This window comes from Streptococcus sp. (assembly GCF_041802885.1).
Lineage (GTDB): Bacteria > Bacillota > Bacilli > Lactobacillales > Streptococcaceae > Streptococcus.
Genome location: NZ_JBHCHN010000069.1, coordinates 1 through 18,428 on the forward strand (window position 1 = coordinate 1; position 18,428 = coordinate 18,428).

Below are 18,428 nucleotides of genomic sequence, written 5' to 3' on the forward strand. Positions count from 1 at the left end.
AGTTTGGAGGAATAAGTATAGATGATTGACTACCAAAATGTGACCCTAGATTGTTCTGTTAATGGGCCAATCTTACGCAATTTGTCCTTTACCATTCAAGAAGGGGAGTTCTTTGTTCTCATTGGCCCCAGCGGCTGTGGCAAGACAACAACCTTGAAGTTGATTAACCGTCTCTTGGAACAAACAGACGGGGATATTCTTTTTCAGGGTAAGCGGCTCAAGGACTATAATCTTCGGGAACTGCGTCTGGAAACCGGCTATGTCCTCCAGCAGATTGCTCTTTTCCCAAATATGACCGTGGCAGAGAATATTGCCCTTATTCCTGAGATGAAGGGCTTGGACAAGGCGGAGACCTTAGCCAAGACACGGGAACTCTTGACCAAGGTGGGCTTGGAGCCAGATCTGTACCTGAACCGCCTGCCCAAGGACCTTTCTGGCGGAGAGCGGCAGCGGATTGGGATTTTGCGGGCCATTATTGCCAATCCCAAGGTCTTGCTCATGGATGAGCCCTTTTCAGCCTTGGACCCCATCAGCAGAGCTCAGTTGCAGGATTTGATTAAGGACCTGCATAGAGAATTTGGCATGACAACCGTCTTTGTGACCCATGATATGGATGAGGCGGTCAAGTTGGCCGACCGAATTTGCCTCATGAAAGAGGGGCAGGTTCTGCAGATTGGCAGCCCAGATGAGCTTCGCCATCATCCAGCAGATGACTTTGTCACCGAATTTATGGCTTCTAGTGGAGGTGCCAAATGAACCTGATCCAAACCTTTGTAGAAAGACAGGGAGAGTGGCTGACAGCCCTCTTTGAGCACCTGCGGATCTCCCTGCTCTCCTTGATTATCGCTATTGCCATCGCGGTTCCTCTGGGTCTGCTCTTGTCCAATAAAAAGCGTTTGACCGAGTGGAGCCTGCAAATCACTGGAATTTTTCAGACCATTCCATCGCTGGCACTCTTGGGACTTTTCATTCCCTTTATGGGTATCGGGACCCTGCCAGCTGTGGTGGCCCTGGTCATCTATGCGGTCTTTCCTATTTTGCAGGGAACCCTGACAGGGCTAGCAGAGATTGACCCTTATCTGGAAGAAGCAGCGACAGCCTTTGGGATGACCAAGTGGGAAAAGCTGAAAAAATTTGAGTTGGCCCTGGCCATGCCCATTCTTATGTCGGGCATTCGGACGGCAGCCATCATGATTATCGGAACAGCCACTTTGGCCGCCCTGGTGGGGGCTGGCGGGCTGGGTTCCTTTATCCTGCTGGGCATTGACCGCAATGATTCGGCCCTGATTTTAATCGGGGCGGTGTCCTCGGCTGTCCTCGCCGTGCTCTTTGGCTATGTCATCAAGCTCTTGCAGGATAAAAAGCCAAAAACCATCCTCCTGGCCTTGCTGGTCACCCTTTTTGCAGTTGGAGCCAGCTATGTTCCGGTTTTCCAAGGCCAGTCTAAGAAGGTTGTCATCGCTGGAAAACTGGGAGCCGAACCTGAAATTCTTATCAATATGTATAAGCTCTTGATTGAGGACCAGACAGATATTTCAGTCGAAATCAAACCCAATTTTGGCAAGACCAGCTTCCTCTATGAAGCCCTCAAGTCAGGCTCAATCGACATTTATCCAGAGTACACAGGCACTATCACGACCACCCTTTTGACCAATCCTCCGGCAGACCTGTCCAACGATCCAGAACAAGTTTATGAGGCGGCCCGCGAGGCTATCTTGGAGCAGGATGGTCTGGTCTATCTGCGGCCAATGGACTTCCAAAACACCTTTGCCATCGCGGTGACAGAAGACTATGCCAAGGCAAATAACCTTACAACCATTTCAGACTTGGCCAAGGTTCAAGGCACTGCAGTTGCTGGCTTCTCCTTGGAATTTAATGACCGCGAGGATGGAAATTTGGGCCTGAAACATCTCTACGGTCTCAACCTTAATGTCAAGACCATGGAGCCTGCCCTTCGCTACGAAGCTATTAAAAATGGGGATGTGCAGATTGTTGAAGCCTTCTCGACAGACAGCAAGGTGGTCACCTACAAGCTGAAAATCCTGGAAGATAACAAGCAACTCTTTCCGCCCTATCAGGCCGCTCCGCTTTTGTCCCAAGAAACCCTAGAGAAATACCCCGAGTTGGAGCAAGTTCTAGGAGTCCTGGCAGGCAAAATCTCGACCGAGGAGATGACCCAGATGAACTATGCGGTCGATGTGGAAGGCAAGTCAGCAGAAGAAGTGGCGAGGGAATACTTAGAGAAAGAAAATCTACTAAAATAGGAGTCTGTAGAAATACTTGTTCATTTTTCGGAAGTTTTCTTATTCATTCTGATGTATAATGGGGTGATTAGAAGATGCGAGGTAGTAAAATGATTACAGATGAAATGCTAAGAAAGCAATACTATGAGGCGCTGGTTAATCAAGATAGTGACTTTGATGGTATTTTTTTTGCAGCAATCAAAACAACAGGGATTTTCTGTCATGCTACTTGTCGGGCGAGAAAACCAAAATTTGAAAATTGTTTCTTTTATGAAAGAGCAGAAGAAGCTTTATTGGCAGGATATCGCCCGTGTAAGATTTGTAATCCTATGTCTTACCCCAATCAATTACCAGATGAAGTCAGGATACTGGTCGAAGCAGTAGAAAAAAATCCAGAAAAGCGATGGAAAGAGGAAGATTTTCGCCAGCTTGGTATTCACTCGGCTACTGCAAGGAGAAAATTTAAGGATATTTACCAGATGACCTTCGTTCAATATGCACGAGCTAGACGGATGGGACTTGCTTTTAAGAATATAGAAGATGGACAAAAAGTAATCCACCAACAAGTAGCTATGGGCTATCAATCTGCAAGTGGGTTTAATGATGCCTTCAGTAAAATCATGGGAAATCCTTCTAAGAAGACGGAGGTCAAATTGCTGACCTCTACCTTCATCATGACACCATTAGGGCGTATGATTGCCTTAGCAGATGAAGACTATCTTTATTTGCTGGAATTTGATAATCGTAGAGGGCTAGAGCGTGAGATTGAACGTGTACGGCAGAAGTTAAATGCACGGATTTTTCAAGGGAATAATTCTCTATTGAGGAGTTTAGAAGAGGAATTGTCAGCTTACTTTGCAGGACAGACAGCAGTATTTACGATCCCTCTATATTTATTTGGCTCGCCATTTCAACAGAAAGTTTGGGAACAATTACAGGAAATTCCAGTTGGAGAAACACGCTCTTATAAAGACTTGGCAGGAAATTTAGGAGATGTTAATAAGGTGAGGGCAGTTGGTAACGCTAATGGAGCCAATCAAATTTCCATTTTAATTCCCTGTCACCGCGTTATTGCCAGTAATGGTGATTTAGGCGGATACGGTGGGGGAGTGGCACGCAAACAATACCTTCTTGACTTAGAACAGGAAATAAAGCAAAAAAATAAAAAATAGGAGTCAATCATGTCAAATCAGCTTGAAAACGCAAAAAATCTCTATCTCCGTGGCATCCGCGACGGAGAAATCAAGGAAGTTCATGAAAATTATATGGGAGCCAGCTACACCCAGCATAGTACGGGTGTGCCTGATGAGAAAGAGGGTTTTGCGGCTTTCTTTGAGGACTTTTTCAAACGCAATCCCAAGCGGGAAATCACCATTGTGCGTGCCATTGAAGATGCAAACTTTGTCTTTGTCCATGTTCACCAGAAACTCAATGATGGTGAGGCTGAGTGGGTGACGGCGGACATCTTCCGTTCGGATGAAAATGGTCGTATCGTTGAGCATTGGGATGTTATCGATGCCTATCCAAAAACCATCGGTGACTTTGACCCGATTTACGCTGACTTTGCCTTGACCGACTTGGACAAGACCGAGGAAAACAAGAAAATCGTCCGTCGTTTCTTGGTCGATGTCCTTCAAAATGGGGAAATCGACAAGTTTGAGGACTATGTGGCAGCTGACTTGATTCAGCACAACCAAGAAATTGCCCAAGGCGGCGCAGCCTACAAGGACTATCTGGTAGAGAATCAAGTCAACTACGACTTTGTCTTTAAGGTGATGGGACAGGGTGACTACGTCGTGGCTTATTCGAAAGTCTGGATTGCAGGTCAGGACTACGCCCACTTTGACATCTACCGCCTCAAAGATGGAAAGATTGTCGAGCACTGGGACAATAAGGAAGTCATGCCAGACAAAAAAGACTTGACCAATTTAGGGAAGTTTTGATGGGTGAACCATCAAGGTTGGGGCACCCAGCCCTTTTTTGACTATCTGACCCACTTGCCTCCTCCTCCCCAAATTATGGTCATAAAATCGTTGAAATGCTTGATAATTGTGTTATAATGAAGAGTATGCAAAAAAATTATAAGGAGAATGACAGAATGTCTGTATCATTTGAAACAAAAGAAACAAACCGCGGTGTATTAACCTTTACCATCGCTCAAGAAGCAATCAAACCAGAATTGGACCGCGTCTTTAACAAAGTGAAAAAAAACATCAACCTGCCAGGTTTCCGTAAAGGACATTTGCCACGTGCCGTTTTCAACCAAAAATTTGGAGAAGAAGCCCTTTACGAAGATGTGCTCAACGCCCTTTTGCCAGCAGCCTATGAAGCAGCAGTAAAAGAAGCAGGTCTTGAAGTGGTAGCTCAGCCAAAAATCGATGTAGCTTCCTTGGAAAAAGGTCAAGACTGGGTGATCAATGCAGAAGTAGTGACCAAACCAGAAGTGAAATTGGGCGACTACAAAAACCTTGAAGTATCCGTAGCGGTTTCAAAAGAAGTAACTGACGAAGAAGTGGATGCCAAGGTAGAACGTGAGCGCAACAACTTGGCTGAATTGGTCATCAAGGAAGATGCGGCTGTTACTGGCGATACAGTGGTTATCGACTTTGTTGGTTCTGTGGACGGTGTTGAATTTGACGGCGGCAAGGGCGACAACTACTCGCTTGAGCTCGGTTCAGGCCAATTTATCCCAGGATTTGAAGACCAGTTGGTAGGAGCAAAGGCTGGCGAAACAGTGAACGTTAACGTGACTTTCCCAGAAGACTACCAAGCAGCAGACCTTGCTGGTAAAGAGGCCCTCTTTGTGACAACTGTTCATGAAGTAAAAGCCAAAGAAGTTCCAGCCTTGGATGATGAGTTGGCCAAAGACATCGACGAAGAAGTAGAAACTTTGGATGAGTTGAAAGCCAAATACCGCAAGGAATTGGAAACAGCTAAAGAAGCTGCCTTTGACGATGCTGTAGAAGCAGCTGCAATCGAATTGGCTGTGGACAATGCTGAAATCGTTGACCTTCCAGGTGAAATGGTCCATGAAGAAGTACACCGCTCTATGAATGAATTCTTGAACGGTATGCAACAACAAGGCATCACCAAAGAATTGTACTTCCAAATCACTGGTACAACAGAAGAAGACCTGCACAAGCAACACGAAGCAGATGCTGAAAAACGCACCAAGACCAACTTGGTTATCGAAGCTATCGCTAAAGCAGAAGGCTTTGAAGCTAGCGAAGAAGAAGTGGAGAAAGAAATCGCTGAATTGGCCGCTACCTACAATATGGAAGTGGAACAAGTTAAGGCCCTTCTCTCAGCTGACATGCTGCAACACGACATTGCTGTGAAGAAAGCTGTTGAACTTGTTACATCAACTGCTAGCGTAAAATAAATAGGATGACAAAACTCGACGAAGGTCGAGTTTTTCTTTTGCTGTTTTAGCTAATTCTTCCTGATGATTGCTTGACCAGATTATGGTATTGTGATATAGTTAACTGGTTAATAAAAAAAGGAGGAGGTACTAATGTTTAAGAAGATTGTAGGTTTGTGCATTTTAATCCTAGCAAGTTTCGCTCTAGCTGCCTGTACTGTGCAAAAGGGAGCCAATCATACTCCGCAGGGATTGAAAATTGTCACTTCGTTTTACCCAATATATTCGCTGGTTAAAGAAATATCTGGTGATAAAAATGATATTCGGATGATTGGTTCTCGGAGTGGCATTCATTCCTATGAACCTTCGGCAGCGGATATCAAAGCCATTTATGATGCGGACATCTTCATTTATCATTCACGGATCCTAGAGTCATGGGCAGGGCGCTTGAATCCCAGTTTACAGGGGTCGTCCGTCAAAGTTTTAGAGGCTTCGACAAAGTTACCCTTGATGAAGGTTTCAGGTTTCGAAGATATAGACGTAAATCAAGGAATCGATGAAGCTGGTTTATATGATCCACATACCTGGTTAGATCCTGTATTGGTTGGAATGGAGGCTGTTGAAATTGGTGAACTTCTAGCCAAAAGTGATCCCGGAAATGCAGATTATTATCGGAAAAATGCTGCAGATTTAGCCAGAAATGCACAAAAATTAGCAGATACCTATAGGCTGATTTTTTCAAAAGTAAGCTCAAAAACCTTTGTAACCCAGCATACGGCCTTTTCTTATACTGCCCAGCGGTTTGGACTGAAGCAGCTGGGGATTGCAGGAGTATCTGAGGAGGAACCGAGTCCTAGACAATTGGCGGAAATCAAAGAATTTGTCGATACCTACAATGTGCAAACCATTTTTACGGAAAAAGGAGTTTCGGATAAGCTGGCTGAGACAGTAGCAAGTTCTACAGGGGTTGACTTGAAAGTCTTAGATCCCCTTGAAGCTGATCCAGAAAATAATTTGACTTATTTAGAAAATTTAGAAAAAGTCTTAGAAACTTTGGCTCAAGAATTGAAATAAAATGGCTATACTGATTTTCTATCCTCTCCTTCTCAATGTGGCAGAACGATAGAACACTTGTCACAAACGATAAAGATTATCTTTGACTATTTGCCTATTTTAGCGTAAAATGGTAAGGAAAGACAAAAAAGGAGAACAGCCTTGGAATTAAACGTATTTGCAGGTCAAGAAAAAAGTGAACTGTCCATGATTGAAGTGGCGCGTGCTATCTTGGAAGAACGCGGCCGTGATAATGAAATGTACTTCAATGACTTGGTCAACGAAGTTCAGACGTACCTTGAAAAATCAAACAGCGATATTCGTGCCTCTCTTCCGACCTTTTATTCAGACTTGAACGTAGACGGTAGTTTTATCCCACTTGGTGAAAACAAATGGGGTCTGCGCTCATGGTATGCCATCGATGAGATTGATGAAGAAGTCATCACTCTAGAAGAAGAAGACGAAGATGCACCAAAACGCAAGAAAAAACGGGTGAATGCCTTTATGGAAGGTGATGAAGATGCTATCGACTATGGCAATGACGATCCGGAAGACGACAGCTATGAAGCTCCTGAATCTGATTCAACCTACGATGAAGAAAATCCAGATGATGAAAAGGATGAAGTAGAATCCTACGATTCAGAAATCAATGAAATCGTCCCAGATGATGAATTAGGTGACGAGGAAGTCGATTTGAATGAAGAAGATGAAGATTATTCTGACGATGAAGAAAATCTGGAAGAATAATTCATTTGACAAATTTCTCAATAAGGTTTAGAATACTTATCGGGCACCTCATTTTGAGGTCAGATGATAACAGCTTCCTGGCAACAGGGAGCTTCTTTTGTTTTTTCAGCCTCTCCAACACTATGATGAACTTAGAGGAGGTTTCAATGGAAACAAAGTATATTTTCGTAACAGGTGGCGTGGTTTCATCCATCGGCAAGGGGATTGTAGCAGCTAGTCTGGGCCGGTTGCTCAAGAATCGTGGTCTCAAGGTCACCATTCAAAAATTCGATCCCTATATCAATATCGACCCAGGGACCATGAGCCCTTATCAGCATGGAGAAGTTTATGTGACCGATGATGGGGCGGAAACAGACTTGGATTTGGGACACTATGAGCGCTTTATTGATATCAGCCTCAATCAGTATTCCAATGTAACAACGGGCAAAATTTACAGCGAAGTCTTGCAAAAAGAACGGCGGGGAGATTATCTGGGTGCGACTGTTCAGGTTATTCCCCATATCACAGATGCACTCAAGGATAAGATCAAGCGGGCAGCTCAAACAACGGATTCAGACATTATCATTACCGAGGTTGGGGGTACCGTCGGTGATATAGAAAGCCTGCCCTTCTTGGAGGCTCTGCGCCAAATGAAGGCTGATGTAGGCGCGGAAAATGTCTTTTATATCCACACTACCCTCCTGCCCTACCTCAAGGCTGCTGGAGAAATGAAAACCAAGCCGACCCAGCATTCTGTCAAAGAATTACGGGGACTGGGAATTCAGCCCAACATGCTGGTCATTCGGACGGAAGAGCCTGTTCATCAGGGAATCAAGGACAAATTGGCCCAGTTCTGCGATGTAGCCCCAGAGGCAGTCATCGAATCCAGAGATGTGGATCATCTCTATCAAATTCCCCTCAATTTACAGGCGCAGGGCATGGACCAGTTTGTCTGTGATAGTTTGAAAATAGATGCCCCAGAGGCAGATATGGCTGACTGGTCCCTCATGGTTGACCGGGTCATGCATCTCAAAAAAGAGGTCAAGATTGCCCTAGTCGGTAAGTATGTGGAATTGCCAGATGCCTACTTATCAGTGGTGGAGGCCCTGAAACACTCTGGTTATGCTAACGATGCTGCCATCGATCTGCAATGGGTCAATGCCAATGAGGTTACCGCTGAAAATGTGGCCGAATTACTAGGGGATGCGGACGGCATTATCGTTCCAGGCGGCTTCGGTCACCGAGGTACAGAAGGGAAGATTCAGGCCATTCGTTATGCCCGTGAGCAGGATGTTCCGATGTTGGGCATTTGTTTGGGTATGCAGCTGACCTGTATCGAATTTGCCCGCCATGTGCTTGGTTTAGAGGGAGCCAATTCGGCTGAACTTGACCCAGCGACCCAGTACCCTATTATCGATCTTCTGCCAGACCAGGCTGGTATTCAAGATTTGGGCGGGACCTTGCGACTCGGACTCTATCCATGTCACCTCAAGCCAGGATCCAAGGCGGCTCGAGCCTATGGCAAGGACAGAGTAGAACGCCGTCACCGCCACCGCTATGAGTTCAACACAGCCTTTCGCCAACAATTTGAGGATGCAGGCTTTGTCTTTTCAGGAGTGTCACCTGATAACCGCCTGATGGAAGTGGTAGAGCTACCAGATAAAAAATTCTTTGTAGCAGCTCAATACCACCCAGAACTCCACTCCCGTCCAAATCGCTCAGAGGAGCTCTACACAGCCTTTGTGACAGCAGCGATTGAGAATCAGGATTAAAAGTTACAATCCTTTCTAGCCGATTCATTATCCCAGAGACCATTGGAGCTAGATAAGATGAAACTTTTAGAAAAAAACTGTTGACAAGGAATAGTTGGCCATGCTATACTATTTCTTGTGTTAAGCGGAAATGGCGGAATTGGCAGACGCGCAGGACTAAGGATCCTGTGACCGCTTTAGGTCGTGGGGGTTCAAGTCCCCCTTTCCGCATCGCAGACTAGCTTCGGCTGGTCTTTTTTGTTTTCCGACCCTTATGAAAATCCATGTGAAAACTTTCTCAAAAGCCTACAGTTTGAGCTAGCATTTTCCAAATAAAAATGGTAAAATAAAACCGTATGGGGTCTAACCCTTAAAAAATATTAGGAGGCTATCAAAATGCCATTAGTTTCAGCAGAAAAATTTGTCCAAGCAGCCCGTGACAACGGTTATGCAGTTGGTGGATTTAACACAAACAACCTTGAGTGGACTCAAGCTATCCTGCGTGCCGCAGAAGCTAAGAAAGCTCCAGTTCTTATCCAAACCTCTATGGGTGCAGCAAAATACATGGGTGGCTACAAAGTTGCTCGTAACTTGATCGCTAACTTGATCGAATCAATGAACATCACTGTTCCAGTTGCCATTCACCTTGACCATGGTCACTACGAAGACTCTCTTGAGTGTATCGAAGTAGGTTACACTTCTATCATGTTCGACGGTTCACACCTTCCAGTAGAAGAAAACCTTGCAAAAGCTAAAGAAGTGGTTGAATTGGCACACGCTAAAGGTATCTCAGTTGAAGCTGAAGTAGGTACTATCGGTGGTGAAGAAGACGGTATCGTTGGTAGCGGTGAATTGGCTCCAATTGAAGACGCAGTAGCAATGGTTGCAACTGGTATCGACTTCTTGGCAGCAGGTATCGGTAACATCCACGGTCCATACCCAGCAAACTGGGAAGGTCTTGACCTTGACCACTTGAAGAAATTGACTGAAGCTGTACCAGGATTCCCAATCGTATTGCACGGTGGTTCAGGTATTCCTGATGAGCAAATCCAAGCAGCTATCAAATTGGGTGTTGCAAAAGTAAACGTAAACACTGAGTGCCAAATCGCATTTGCGAACGCTACTCGTAAATTTGCAGCAGCTTATGAAGCAAACGAAGCAGAATACGACAAGAAGAAACTCTTCGACCCACGCAAATTCTTGGCTGACGGCGTAAAAGCTATCCAAGCATCTGTTGAAGAGCGTATCGACGTATTCGGTTCAGCTGGTAAAGCTTAATAAAAAAATGAAAAGGTTTGTCCGCAAGGGCAAGCCTTTTTTGCTCTTCCCATATATCTTGTCACTATCCTATTTTTTGGTTATAATGGGTAGGATAAGTTTGAGAAACATATATAGGTAGAAACATGAAAAAAGGAAAAAGTTACGGTCTCATGACCACCATCGCCATGATTGTCGGTGTGGTGATTGGGTCCGGTATTTATTTTAAAGTCGATGATATTTTGAACTATGCTGGGGGCAATGTCGGGCTTGGGATGCTCATTATTGCCTTGGGTTCTTTCGCCATTGTCTTTGGCAGTCTTTCCATCTCCGAGTTGGCTGTCCGGCACTCAGAAGCTGGGGGTATCTTTTATTACTATGCCCACTATATCCATCCAGGTTTAGCTACTGCCCTGGGCTTGTTTACGTCCTATGTCTACATGCCGACGGTCATTGCTGTTATCACCTGGGTTGGGGCTGTCTTTACCCTTGGAGGGAAGTCCAGTTTGGAGGCCCAAACCCTGCTGGCAGCCTTCTATCTGATTGTACTGACCTTTCTAAACATCTACTCCAAGTGGTTGGCTGGCCTTTTCCAATCCCTGTCCACCATCATCAAGGTGGTTCCGCTCCTGGCCATCGCCATTGTCAGTTTCTTTTGGAAGGCAGAATTTCCAGAAGCGCCCGTTGTCACCCCTGTTCCAGTCGGCTGGGGCTGGCTTTCTGGCCTCATGCCCCTCTACTTTGCCTATGATGGCTGGACGGTCGTGGCCAGCATTGCTCCGGAGATTAAGAATCCCAAGAAGAACCTGGCCAGGGCCTTTATCTTTGGTCCCATGGTCATTCTGGTCCTCTATCTCCTCTTCTTCTATGGGCTCAATCAGATTTTGGGACCGGATTATATCTTGATGGTTGGCAATGATGCGGTGGTCCATGCTACAGAACTCATTTATGGAACATTTATCAGTAAAATTCTGCTCTTAGCCATCATTATCGCCGTTCTGGGGGTGTCCAATGGTATGCTGCTGGGGACCATGCGTCTGCCTCAAGCCTTTGCCTCCCTTGGATGGATCGACAATCCTAAGTTTGCTAAGATTGACTTAAAATACCAGCTGTCCGTACCAGCCAGCCTTTCTGTTTCTGCTGTAACCCTCTTCTGGCTGGGAGTCCATTACTTGATCAGCAAATGGAACCTCTTGCCTGGCAGTGATATCAGTGAAATCACCATCGTCTTTAATAACCTCTCCTATGTCTTTTTGTACCTGATTGTCTTTGGGCTATACCGCAAAGGGGAGGTCCAAAATAAGCTAACGGGGATTATTTCTCCCATCCTAGCCATCTTTGCAGCCTTTATCCTGTTGTTGGGCGGCCTCTTGACGAACTTTAAAAATGTTTCCCTCTTTCTCATTTTCTGTCTGCTTTTCTGCCTAGCAGCCTTTGCCTACTATCAAAAAAATCTGAAAAGAAAGAGAGAAGGCTAGCGCTTACTTGAAGGTCATCAAAAAAATAACTGGCGTATCTATTGCCAAAAGCCTGTCTTTTTGGTAGAATGTTTAAGTATGTGGTGCTAGCACATCCCTTATCAAACTACCTAGGAGGAAAAATATAGATGGCTAAAGTATGTTACTTTACAGGTCGTAAAACTGTTTCTGGAAACAACCGTTCACACGCGATGAACCAAACAAAACGCACTGTTAAACCAAATCTTCAAAAAGTTACTGTTTTGATTGACGGTAAACCTAAGAAAGTTTGGGCTTCAGCTCGTGCCCTTAAATCAGGCAAAGTAGAACGCGTTTAAGAAAAAGGCCTCTGGCTTTTTTTTTTGTGAATTTTTGACGTCCTACTTTTTCTGATGGGACAGTCTTCTTTTTTACACTCTTACGAAAATATGATAAAATAGTGTGATAAAACTATTTGAGGTAACAAAACATGACGGTGAAAATCAATACAAAAGACGGCCAGATCGAATTGACCGATGAAGTGATTGCGACAGTTGTCGGCGGTGCAACAACCGAAATCTTTGGTGTGGTGGGCATGGCCAGTAAGGCTGCCATCAAGGACAACTTCCAAGCCCTTTTGCGCAAAGAAAATTATTCAAAAGGCGTGGTGGTTAAGACCACAGAAGCTGGCACGATTGCAGTAGATGTTTACACTGTAATGAGCTATGGTGTCAAAATTTCTGAAGTATCCCGCAATATTCAAGAACGTGTGAAATTCAACTTGGAAAACCAGTTGGGAATCACTGCGGATACGGTCAATGTCTATATCCAAAATATCAAAGTCGTAGGAGAATAATGGTGTCTAAAATTACAACTAGTTTACTTCAAGAAATGGTGCAGGCAGCATCTACCCGTTTGAATAAACAAGCCGAATATGTCAACTCCCTTAATGTCTTCCCAGTGCCAGATGGAGACACAGGAACCAACATGGGTATGACCGTGACCAACGGTGCCAAGGAAGTGGCGGACAAGCCAGCTAACACCGTAGGCGAAGTGGGTCAAATCCTGTCCAAGGGCCTCCTTATGGGAGCGCGTGGGAACTCAGGGGTCATCACCTCACAATTGTTCCGCGGCTTTGGTCAGTCCATCAAGGGCAAAGAAGAATTGGATGGTAAGGACTTGGCGCAGGCCTTCCAAGCTGGTGTCGAAGTAGCCTACAAGGCGGTTATGAAGCCTGTTGAGGGCACGATTTTGACCGTTTCCCGTGGCGCTGCGACAGCCGCTCTGAAAAAAGCAGAAGAAACTGATGATGCGGTTGAAGTCATGCGGGCAACAGTGGAAGGTGCCAAACGGGCCCTTGCCAAAACACCGGATATGCTGCCAGTCTTGAAAGAGGTTGGTGTTGTGGATTCAGGTGGCCAAGGTCTGGTCTACATCTACGAAGGTTTCCTTTCAGCTCTGACAGGAGAATACATCGCTTCGGAAGACTTCCAGGCAACGCCAGCGGTCATGAGCGAGATGATCAATGCTGAACACCACAAGTCAGTGGCAGGCCATGTGGCAACAGAAGACATTACCTATGGCTATTGTACAGAAATCATGGTAGCTCTTCGCCAAGGTCCAACCTATGTCAAAGACTTTGATTATGAAGAATTCCGCAACTATCTCAATGATTTGGGAGATTCTCTCCTAGTCGTCAACGATGATGAGATTGTCAAGGTCCACATCCATACAGAGGACCCAGGCTTGGTTATGCAGGCTGGTCTTCAGTACGGCAGCCTGGTCAAGGTAAAAGTGGACAACATGCGCAACCAGCATGAAGCCCAGGTTGAAAAAGAAGCTACCGGCTTCCAAAAACCAGCAGAGCAAAAGGAATATGCCCTGATTGCCGTTGCGGCGGGTGAAGGCCTGACGGAAATCTTAAAGGCTCAGGGTGTGGATTACGTTATCTCAGGTGGCCAAACCATGAACCCAGCGACAGAGGATTTCATCAAGGCGATTGAATTGGTCAATGCCCGCAACATCATCATTTTGCCAAACAATAAGAATATCTTCATGGCAGCCCAATCAGCTGCAGAAGTAGCAGAAGAGGCTGTAAAGGTCGTTGAAACCCGCACAGTTCCTCAAGGTTTGACCAGCCTCTTGGCCTTTGATCCAAATCGTGATATCGAAGCCAACTTTGCGGCTATGACAGCTTCCCTGTCTGATGTCAAGAGTGGTAGCGTGACAACTGCGGTCCGTGATACCACCATTGATGGCTTGGAAATTCGTGAGAACGATAATCTGGGTATGGTGGATGGCAAGATTGTCGTCTCCAATCCAGATATGATGGAAACGTTGGTTACAACTTTTGAAAACATGCTAGACGAGGATAGTGAAATTGTCACAATCTATGTCGGTGAAGACGGTAGTCAAGAACTTGCTGAAGAATTGGCTGAAAGCCTTGAAGATAAATTCGAGGATGTGGAAGTCGAAATCCATACCGGAAACCAACCAGTCTATCCATACTTGTTTAGTGTAGAGTAAAAAATGGTCCAGTGGACCATTTTTTCTTTGCACCTAAAAATACGAAAGTGCGAACAGTCCAGTGGACTGTTTTTTCTTGCTCTCTAGAAATTAGGAAAGAGTAAAAGTCCGAGGGACCTTTTTTCATGAGCTTGAAAATAAGAAAGCGAATCATGGTGCAGTGGATCGTTTTCTTTATTTTGCTTTTTTAGCTAGGTCATCTACTGCTTTAATAAAAATATAGGGTTGCTCGACATGAATATCATGACCACTATCTACATTGTCAATCAAAGTGTTATCGCTCAATAAGGTGTCAACACGTTTGGCATCCTCGGCATCCATAGCACTGAGAAGAATGCCTTTCTCGTCATAATAGTCTTGAAAATTAGCTGGTTTAGCGACATGTAACAGGATGGAAGGGCATTGAACTTGCTTTAGGGTTTCTTCTTGGGGAAAATCCCTAAACCATGAAAAATCATAAAAGGCCAGTCCAAATCGTAAATCATAGTCACCAGTCCCATCTTGCAGATTGGCTGTTAAATCATAAATTTGATTGACTTTTAGTTCAGGGGGGTAAAGCCAAATCCTAGGAATTTGATGAGGATGTTTTTTCATAAACTTAAGAGCTGGATTTTTAACAATTTTATCAAAATTGCTCTGACTGCCAAAGAGTTCTGCCAAATAGGTATGTTCTAAAGAATAGCGAGTAAAGTTGCTTTGGCCACTGGCTAAGAAATCAGCCATTTCTTTAAAGCCCAGCCATGCAAAAGTGCTTTCTGCCCTCCCCGGTTCCGTAGCAAAGAAAGGTGCATCCTCGATCAAGAGACCTTTAACATCTTCTGGGGCATTAGCTGCAATCCAGGTAGCCAAGAGTCCTCCCGAAGAATGACCGGAAATAAGAACAGCTTGGCCAATGACAGTTTGGATAAACCAAATTAAGTCCTGTCCTATTGCTGTCGCTGAGTATTTTGCTGGAGATTTGCTGGATCCTCCATGCCCATAATAATCAATAGCATAAATATGATAACGCTGCGATAGTTCTCCTAGAACCTTTGCATAGTCTTCCCAAGATACTTGCTGCCCATGCAACAAGACTAAGACCTCTCCATTATCCGGACCCTCACCATAATTTAAAATTGATCCGTCTGGTAAAGTGACTTGTTTCTCCCTAAACTGTGCCTTTTCAATCAGTTTTGCCTCTTTTTGATCATAAGTCATATTCCGATGAGCATACAGAGCTGTAGCAAAACTTAGGCTGAGTAAAACAAAAGTCAGAATAATAGACACTTTCTTAACCCTCCTCTTTTCCATTGCTTCCTTATTTCCTTTTCGTTTTTTCAAGAGCCTGATAGCCCTCTAGGAAGAAATTAACATCTAGCAAGGCCAACCCTCTGTCTAGATCGCCGACCAGCAGCAATTCATCTCCAGGTTCGATGGAAAATAATTTTCTAGCTCGAATAGGCAGGATCACCTGACCATCTTCTTGAACCCTTACACTGCCAAAGATATATTTGCCCTTTTCTTGAGGCAACGCTAAAAGATCAGCATCTAAGTTTAATAAATCCTCGATACTAACATCAAATAACTCGGCCAATTTAGCACATGTCAAGATATCAGGCAGGCTGCTACCTGCCTCCCATTTTGCGACAGTTTGTCTAGATACTCCAATTTTTTCTGCTAACTTTTCCTGAGAAAGTTCTTGTCTCTTTCTTAACAACCTAATATTTCTATCAATCATGAAAATTCCTCGCTCTTTGCATATATCCACAGTATAACAAAAAAGTAAGAGTTTACAAGCAAGCGCTAATGACAAAATTCCTATTTATTGTTAAAAATAGGAGCTTTAAAGCTCTTCTCTCAAGTAAAAAATAATTATATATGCTTATTTACACAAGCGTTATAAACACTAACGCTAATATCGCTAAATTCCATGAAAAATAAGCTCTTATACTTGGTGAGAATTCTTAGTCCGTAATCGTTCACATTTCTGGCAGGAAATTGAAGAAAAAAGCAATAATCTGATGGATTCGCCCTATTTTCCTTGCCTTCTCAAAGATTTATGGTATAATAGTATATCGTGAGTATGCCTCACTTACCCCTTGCACAGACTGGGGGTCATTAGACCAAAAGGAGGAAATATCAATGGCTAAATACGAAATTCTTTATATTATTCGTCCAAACATTGAAGAAGAATCTAAAAACGCTTTGGTAGCACGCTTTGACTCTATCTTGACTGACAACGGTGCAACTGTTGTTGAATCAAAAACATGGGAAAAACGTCGTCTTGCCTACGAAATCAAAGATTTCCGCGAAGGACTTTACCATATCGTTAACGTTGAAGCTACTGACGCTGTTGCTCTTAACGAGTTCGACCGTTTGTCAAAAATCAACGCTGACATTCTTCGTCACATGATTGTAAAAATCGACGCATAAGTAGGTGTCCTATGATTAACAATGTAGTACTTGTCGGTCGTATGACCCGTGATGCAGACCTTCGTTACACCCCAAGTAACCAAGCAGTTGCCACCTTTACCCTGGCGGTAAACCGCAACTTTAAAAACCAAGCTGGTGAGCGTGAAGCAGATTTCATCAACTGTGTGATCTGGCGCCAACAGGCTGAAAACTTGGCGAATTGGGCCAAGAAAGGGACCTTAGTTGGGATTACAGGCCGTATTCAGACCCGTAATTACGAAAACCAGCAAGGTCAACGTGTCTATGTAACAGAAGTGATTGCCGAAAACTTCCAGGTATTGGAAAGCCGTACTGCACGTGAAGGTCAGGGCGGTGGCTATGCAGCTGGCGGACAGTACACAGCTGGTAACAGCTTTGGCTCAAGCCCACAGGCACCTTCCACAACACCAAACTTCGCTCGAGAAGAAAGTCCCTTTGGCGGAAATCCAATGGACATTTCAGATGACGATTTACCATTCTAAGGATGGACTGAATTAAAATATAAAGAGGAGAATACACATGGCTCAACAACGTCGTGGCGGATTTAAACGCCGTAAAAAAGTTGATTACATCGCAGCTAACAAGATTGAATATGTTGATTACAAAGATACTGAGCTTCTTAGCCGTTTCATTTCAGAACGTGGAAAAATTTTACCACGCCGTGTAACTGGAACTTCAGCTAAGAACCAACGTAAGGTAACAACAGCTATCAAGCGCGCTCGTGTAATGGCTTTGCTTCCATTCGTAACTGAAGATTAAAAAAACAGTCCTTGAATGGACTGTTTTTTCACGAGCCTGAAAATGCGAGAGCGAGTTACAGTCCTTGAATGGACTGTTTTTTCACGAGCTTGAAAATGAGAGAGTGAGTTAAGGCCCAGACGGGTCTTTTTTCGTTAATAAAATAAAAAACAAGAGATGGGGTGTCATCTCTTGTCCAATTCAAATAAAAATGGAGCGCAGATTACTTCTTATTTTTTAGAGTTTTTTGGTTTTAGTGCCAAAATGCCCACTAAGATTGCCGCGAGTATTCCTCCAAGCCAGGCGAGAACATTACTTTTCTCACCAGTTTTTGGCAAGGTCGCCTTCCTTGTTTCTGAGATGGTTGTTGTAGGAGTAGATGCTGGAGGATTTGGGCTGACTTTTGGAGAATGTCCTTGTGTCTGAGTTTTTCGTGAAATGACTTTCGGCGCTTCCGGCTCTTTTTTTGGCTCCTCTAGTGTCGCCTTAGGCGCTTCTGGCTCGGACTTCGGTTTTTCCAGCGTTACTTTTGGTTTTTCCGGCTCAGACTTCGGTTTTTCTGGCGTTACTTTTGGCACCTCCGGCTCGGACTTCGGTTTTTCCGGTGTTACTTTTGGTTTTTCCGGCTCAGACTTCGGTTTTTCTGGCGTTACTTTTGGCGCCTCCGGCTCAGACTTCGGTTTTTCTGGCGTTACTTTTGGTGCCTCCGGCTCGGACTTCGGTTTCTCCGGTGTTACTTTTGGTGCTTCCGGCTCAGACTTTGGTTTTTCTGGCGTTACTTTTGGTGCCTCCGGCTTGGACTTCGGTTTCTCCGGTGTTACTTTTGGTGCTTCCGGTTCAGACTTTGCTTTTTCTGGCGTTACTTTTGGCGCTTCCGGCTCGGACTTCGGTTTCTCCGGTGTTGGTA

General features: G+C 44.6%; 19 protein-coding genes and 1 tRNA gene. 17 read left to right on the top strand and 3 right to left on the bottom strand.

Annotated features, from left to right (window positions below):
* Nucleotides 1-21 precede the first annotated feature (21 nt).
* The 14 genes from ACEYCN_RS09105 to ACEYCN_RS09170 all read left to right on the top strand — a co-directional run bounded on the left by ACEYCN_RS09105 (nucleotide 22) and on the right by ACEYCN_RS09170 (nucleotide 14,353).
* On the top strand, nucleotides 22-756 hold the full coding sequence (locus ACEYCN_RS09105; protein WP_373713966.1) for an ABC transporter ATP-binding protein: 735 nt from the start codon (nucleotides 22-24) through the stop codon (nucleotides 754-756).
* On the top strand, nucleotides 753-2,264 hold the full coding sequence (locus tag ACEYCN_RS09110) for an ABC transporter permease/substrate-binding protein (protein ID WP_373713967.1): 1,512 nt from the start codon (nucleotides 753-755) through the stop codon (nucleotides 2,262-2,264). The genes ACEYCN_RS09105 and ACEYCN_RS09110 overlap by 4 nt, the downstream gene beginning before the upstream one ends.
* Before the next feature lie 89 nt (nucleotides 2,265-2,353).
* Nucleotides 2,354-3,415 (top strand): bifunctional transcriptional activator/DNA repair enzyme AdaA, encoded by a 1,062-nt coding sequence (locus ACEYCN_RS09115; protein ID WP_373713968.1) that lies wholly within the window; start codon nucleotides 2,354-2,356, stop codon nucleotides 3,413-3,415.
* Nucleotides 3,416-3,424: 9 nt separating this feature from the next.
* Nucleotides 3,425-4,186, top strand: coding sequence for a nuclear transport factor 2 family protein (locus ACEYCN_RS09120; RefSeq protein WP_373713969.1), 762 nt, complete (start codon nucleotides 3,425-3,427; stop codon nucleotides 4,184-4,186).
* A 155-nt stretch (nucleotides 4,187-4,341) separates the two neighbouring features.
* Entirely contained in the window at nucleotides 4,342-5,625 is a 1,284-nt protein-coding gene (tig, locus tag ACEYCN_RS09125) for a trigger factor (RefSeq protein WP_373713970.1), read from the top strand.
* 132 nt (nucleotides 5,626-5,757) lie between these two features.
* Nucleotides 5,758-6,678, top strand: coding sequence for a metal ABC transporter solute-binding protein, Zn/Mn family (locus ACEYCN_RS09130; RefSeq protein WP_373713971.1), 921 nt, complete (start codon nucleotides 5,758-5,760; stop codon nucleotides 6,676-6,678).
* 141 nt (nucleotides 6,679-6,819) lie between these two features.
* Nucleotides 6,820-7,404 carry a DNA-directed RNA polymerase subunit delta gene (gene rpoE / locus ACEYCN_RS09135; RefSeq protein WP_373713972.1) on the top strand — a complete coding sequence of 195 codons (585 nt, stop codon included), beginning with the start codon at nucleotides 6,820-6,822 and terminating at the stop codon, nucleotides 7,402-7,404.
* Between the two features lie 146 nt (nucleotides 7,405-7,550).
* Nucleotides 7,551-9,155 (top strand): CTP synthase, encoded by a 1,605-nt coding sequence (locus tag ACEYCN_RS09140; protein WP_373713973.1) that lies wholly within the window; start codon nucleotides 7,551-7,553, stop codon nucleotides 9,153-9,155.
* A gap of 124 nt (nucleotides 9,156-9,279) precedes the next feature.
* Nucleotides 9,280-9,365, top strand: a tRNA-Leu gene (locus tag ACEYCN_RS09145).
* A gap of 165 nt (nucleotides 9,366-9,530) precedes the next feature.
* The gene (locus tag ACEYCN_RS09150) at nucleotides 9,531-10,412 is read left to right on the top strand and encodes a class II fructose-bisphosphate aldolase (protein WP_212569556.1); all 882 of its coding nucleotides are present in this window, start codon (nucleotides 9,531-9,533) and stop codon (nucleotides 10,410-10,412) included.
* 125 nt (nucleotides 10,413-10,537) lie between these two features.
* Nucleotides 10,538-11,869 carry an APC family permease gene (locus ACEYCN_RS09155; RefSeq protein WP_373713974.1) on the top strand — a complete coding sequence of 444 codons (1,332 nt, stop codon included), beginning with the start codon at nucleotides 10,538-10,540 and terminating at the stop codon, nucleotides 11,867-11,869.
* A gap of 128 nt (nucleotides 11,870-11,997) precedes the next feature.
* The gene (rpmB, locus tag ACEYCN_RS09160; protein ID WP_018164578.1) at nucleotides 11,998-12,186 is read left to right on the top strand and encodes a 50S ribosomal protein L28; all 189 of its coding nucleotides are present in this window, start codon (nucleotides 11,998-12,000) and stop codon (nucleotides 12,184-12,186) included.
* 131 nt (nucleotides 12,187-12,317) lie between these two features.
* Nucleotides 12,318-12,683, top strand: coding sequence for an Asp23/Gls24 family envelope stress response protein (locus ACEYCN_RS09165; protein WP_373713975.1), 366 nt, complete (start codon nucleotides 12,318-12,320; stop codon nucleotides 12,681-12,683).
* A gap of 2 nt (nucleotides 12,684-12,685) precedes the next feature.
* Nucleotides 12,686-14,353: a DAK2 domain-containing protein gene (locus tag ACEYCN_RS09170; protein WP_373713976.1), complete on the top strand. Its 1,668-nt coding sequence runs from the start codon at nucleotides 12,686-12,688 to the stop codon at nucleotides 14,351-14,353.
* A 174-nt stretch (nucleotides 14,354-14,527) separates the two neighbouring features.
* On the opposite strand, the gene ACEYCN_RS09175 is transcribed toward ACEYCN_RS09170, so the two are convergent.
* Nucleotides 14,528-15,673 carry an alpha/beta fold hydrolase gene (locus ACEYCN_RS09175; protein ID WP_373713977.1) on the bottom strand — a complete coding sequence of 382 codons (1,146 nt, stop codon included), beginning with the start codon at nucleotides 15,671-15,673 and terminating at the stop codon, nucleotides 14,528-14,530.
* Nucleotides 15,651-16,070: a helix-turn-helix domain-containing protein gene (locus ACEYCN_RS09180; protein ID WP_373713978.1), complete on the bottom strand. Its 420-nt coding sequence runs from the start codon at nucleotides 16,068-16,070 to the stop codon at nucleotides 15,651-15,653. The genes ACEYCN_RS09175 and ACEYCN_RS09180 overlap by 23 nt, the downstream gene beginning before the upstream one ends.
* Nucleotides 16,071-16,474: 404 nt before the next feature.
* Between ACEYCN_RS09180 and rpsF the strand changes: the two genes are divergently transcribed.
* Genes rpsF through rpsR form a run of 3 tightly spaced genes read left to right on the top strand, consistent with a single transcriptional unit; the run spans nucleotide 16,475 to nucleotide 17,542 of the window.
* Nucleotides 16,475-16,765 carry a 30S ribosomal protein S6 gene (rpsF, locus tag ACEYCN_RS09185; RefSeq protein ID WP_373713979.1) on the top strand — a complete coding sequence of 97 codons (291 nt, stop codon included), beginning with the start codon at nucleotides 16,475-16,477 and terminating at the stop codon, nucleotides 16,763-16,765.
* A gap of 11 nt (nucleotides 16,766-16,776) precedes the next feature.
* Nucleotides 16,777-17,265 (top strand): single-stranded DNA-binding protein, encoded by a 489-nt coding sequence (locus tag ACEYCN_RS09190; protein WP_373713980.1) that lies wholly within the window; start codon nucleotides 16,777-16,779, stop codon nucleotides 17,263-17,265.
* Between the two features lie 37 nt (nucleotides 17,266-17,302).
* Nucleotides 17,303-17,542, top strand: coding sequence for a 30S ribosomal protein S18 (gene rpsR / locus ACEYCN_RS09195; protein WP_018166749.1), 240 nt, complete (start codon nucleotides 17,303-17,305; stop codon nucleotides 17,540-17,542).
* Between the two features lie 209 nt (nucleotides 17,543-17,751).
* Here rpsR and ACEYCN_RS09200 read toward each other — a convergent pair.
* Nucleotides 17,752-18,428 (bottom strand): LPXTG cell wall anchor domain-containing protein (locus tag ACEYCN_RS09200; RefSeq protein WP_373713981.1); only part of this gene is annotated, 677 nt, incomplete at its 5' end.

Bases quoted from the DNA above. Each gene is read 5' to 3' on its own strand.
- ACEYCN_RS09105 (WP_373713966.1), top strand. From the start codon at position 22: ATGATTGACTACCAAAATGTGACCCTAGATTGTTCTGTTAATGGGCCA.
- ACEYCN_RS09110 (WP_373713967.1), top strand. From the start codon at position 753: ATGAACCTGATCCAAACCTTTGTAGAAAGACAGGGAGAGTGGCTGACA.
- ACEYCN_RS09115 (WP_373713968.1), top strand. From the start codon at position 2,354: ATGATTACAGATGAAATGCTAAGAAAGCAATACTATGAGGCGCTGGTT.
- ACEYCN_RS09120 (WP_373713969.1), top strand. From the start codon at position 3,425: ATGTCAAATCAGCTTGAAAACGCAAAAAATCTCTATCTCCGTGGCATC.
- tig (WP_373713970.1), top strand. From the start codon at position 4,342: ATGTCTGTATCATTTGAAACAAAAGAAACAAACCGCGGTGTATTAACC.
- ACEYCN_RS09130 (WP_373713971.1), top strand. From the start codon at position 5,758: ATGTTTAAGAAGATTGTAGGTTTGTGCATTTTAATCCTAGCAAGTTTC.
- ACEYCN_RS09140 (WP_373713973.1), top strand. From the start codon at position 7,551: ATGGAAACAAAGTATATTTTCGTAACAGGTGGCGTGGTTTCATCCATC.
- ACEYCN_RS09150 (WP_212569556.1), top strand. From the start codon at position 9,531: ATGCCATTAGTTTCAGCAGAAAAATTTGTCCAAGCAGCCCGTGACAAC.
- ACEYCN_RS09155 (WP_373713974.1), top strand. From the start codon at position 10,538: ATGAAAAAAGGAAAAAGTTACGGTCTCATGACCACCATCGCCATGATT.
- rpmB (WP_018164578.1), top strand. From the start codon at position 11,998: ATGGCTAAAGTATGTTACTTTACAGGTCGTAAAACTGTTTCTGGAAAC.
- ACEYCN_RS09165 (WP_373713975.1), top strand. From the start codon at position 12,318: ATGACGGTGAAAATCAATACAAAAGACGGCCAGATCGAATTGACCGAT.
- ACEYCN_RS09180 (WP_373713978.1), bottom strand. From the start codon at position 16,070: ATGATTGATAGAAATATTAGGTTGTTAAGAAAGAGACAAGAACTTTCT.
- rpsF (WP_373713979.1), top strand. From the start codon at position 16,475: ATGGCTAAATACGAAATTCTTTATATTATTCGTCCAAACATTGAAGAA.
- ACEYCN_RS09190 (WP_373713980.1), top strand. From the start codon at position 16,777: ATGATTAACAATGTAGTACTTGTCGGTCGTATGACCCGTGATGCAGAC.
- rpsR (WP_018166749.1), top strand. From the start codon at position 17,303: ATGGCTCAACAACGTCGTGGCGGATTTAAACGCCGTAAAAAAGTTGAT.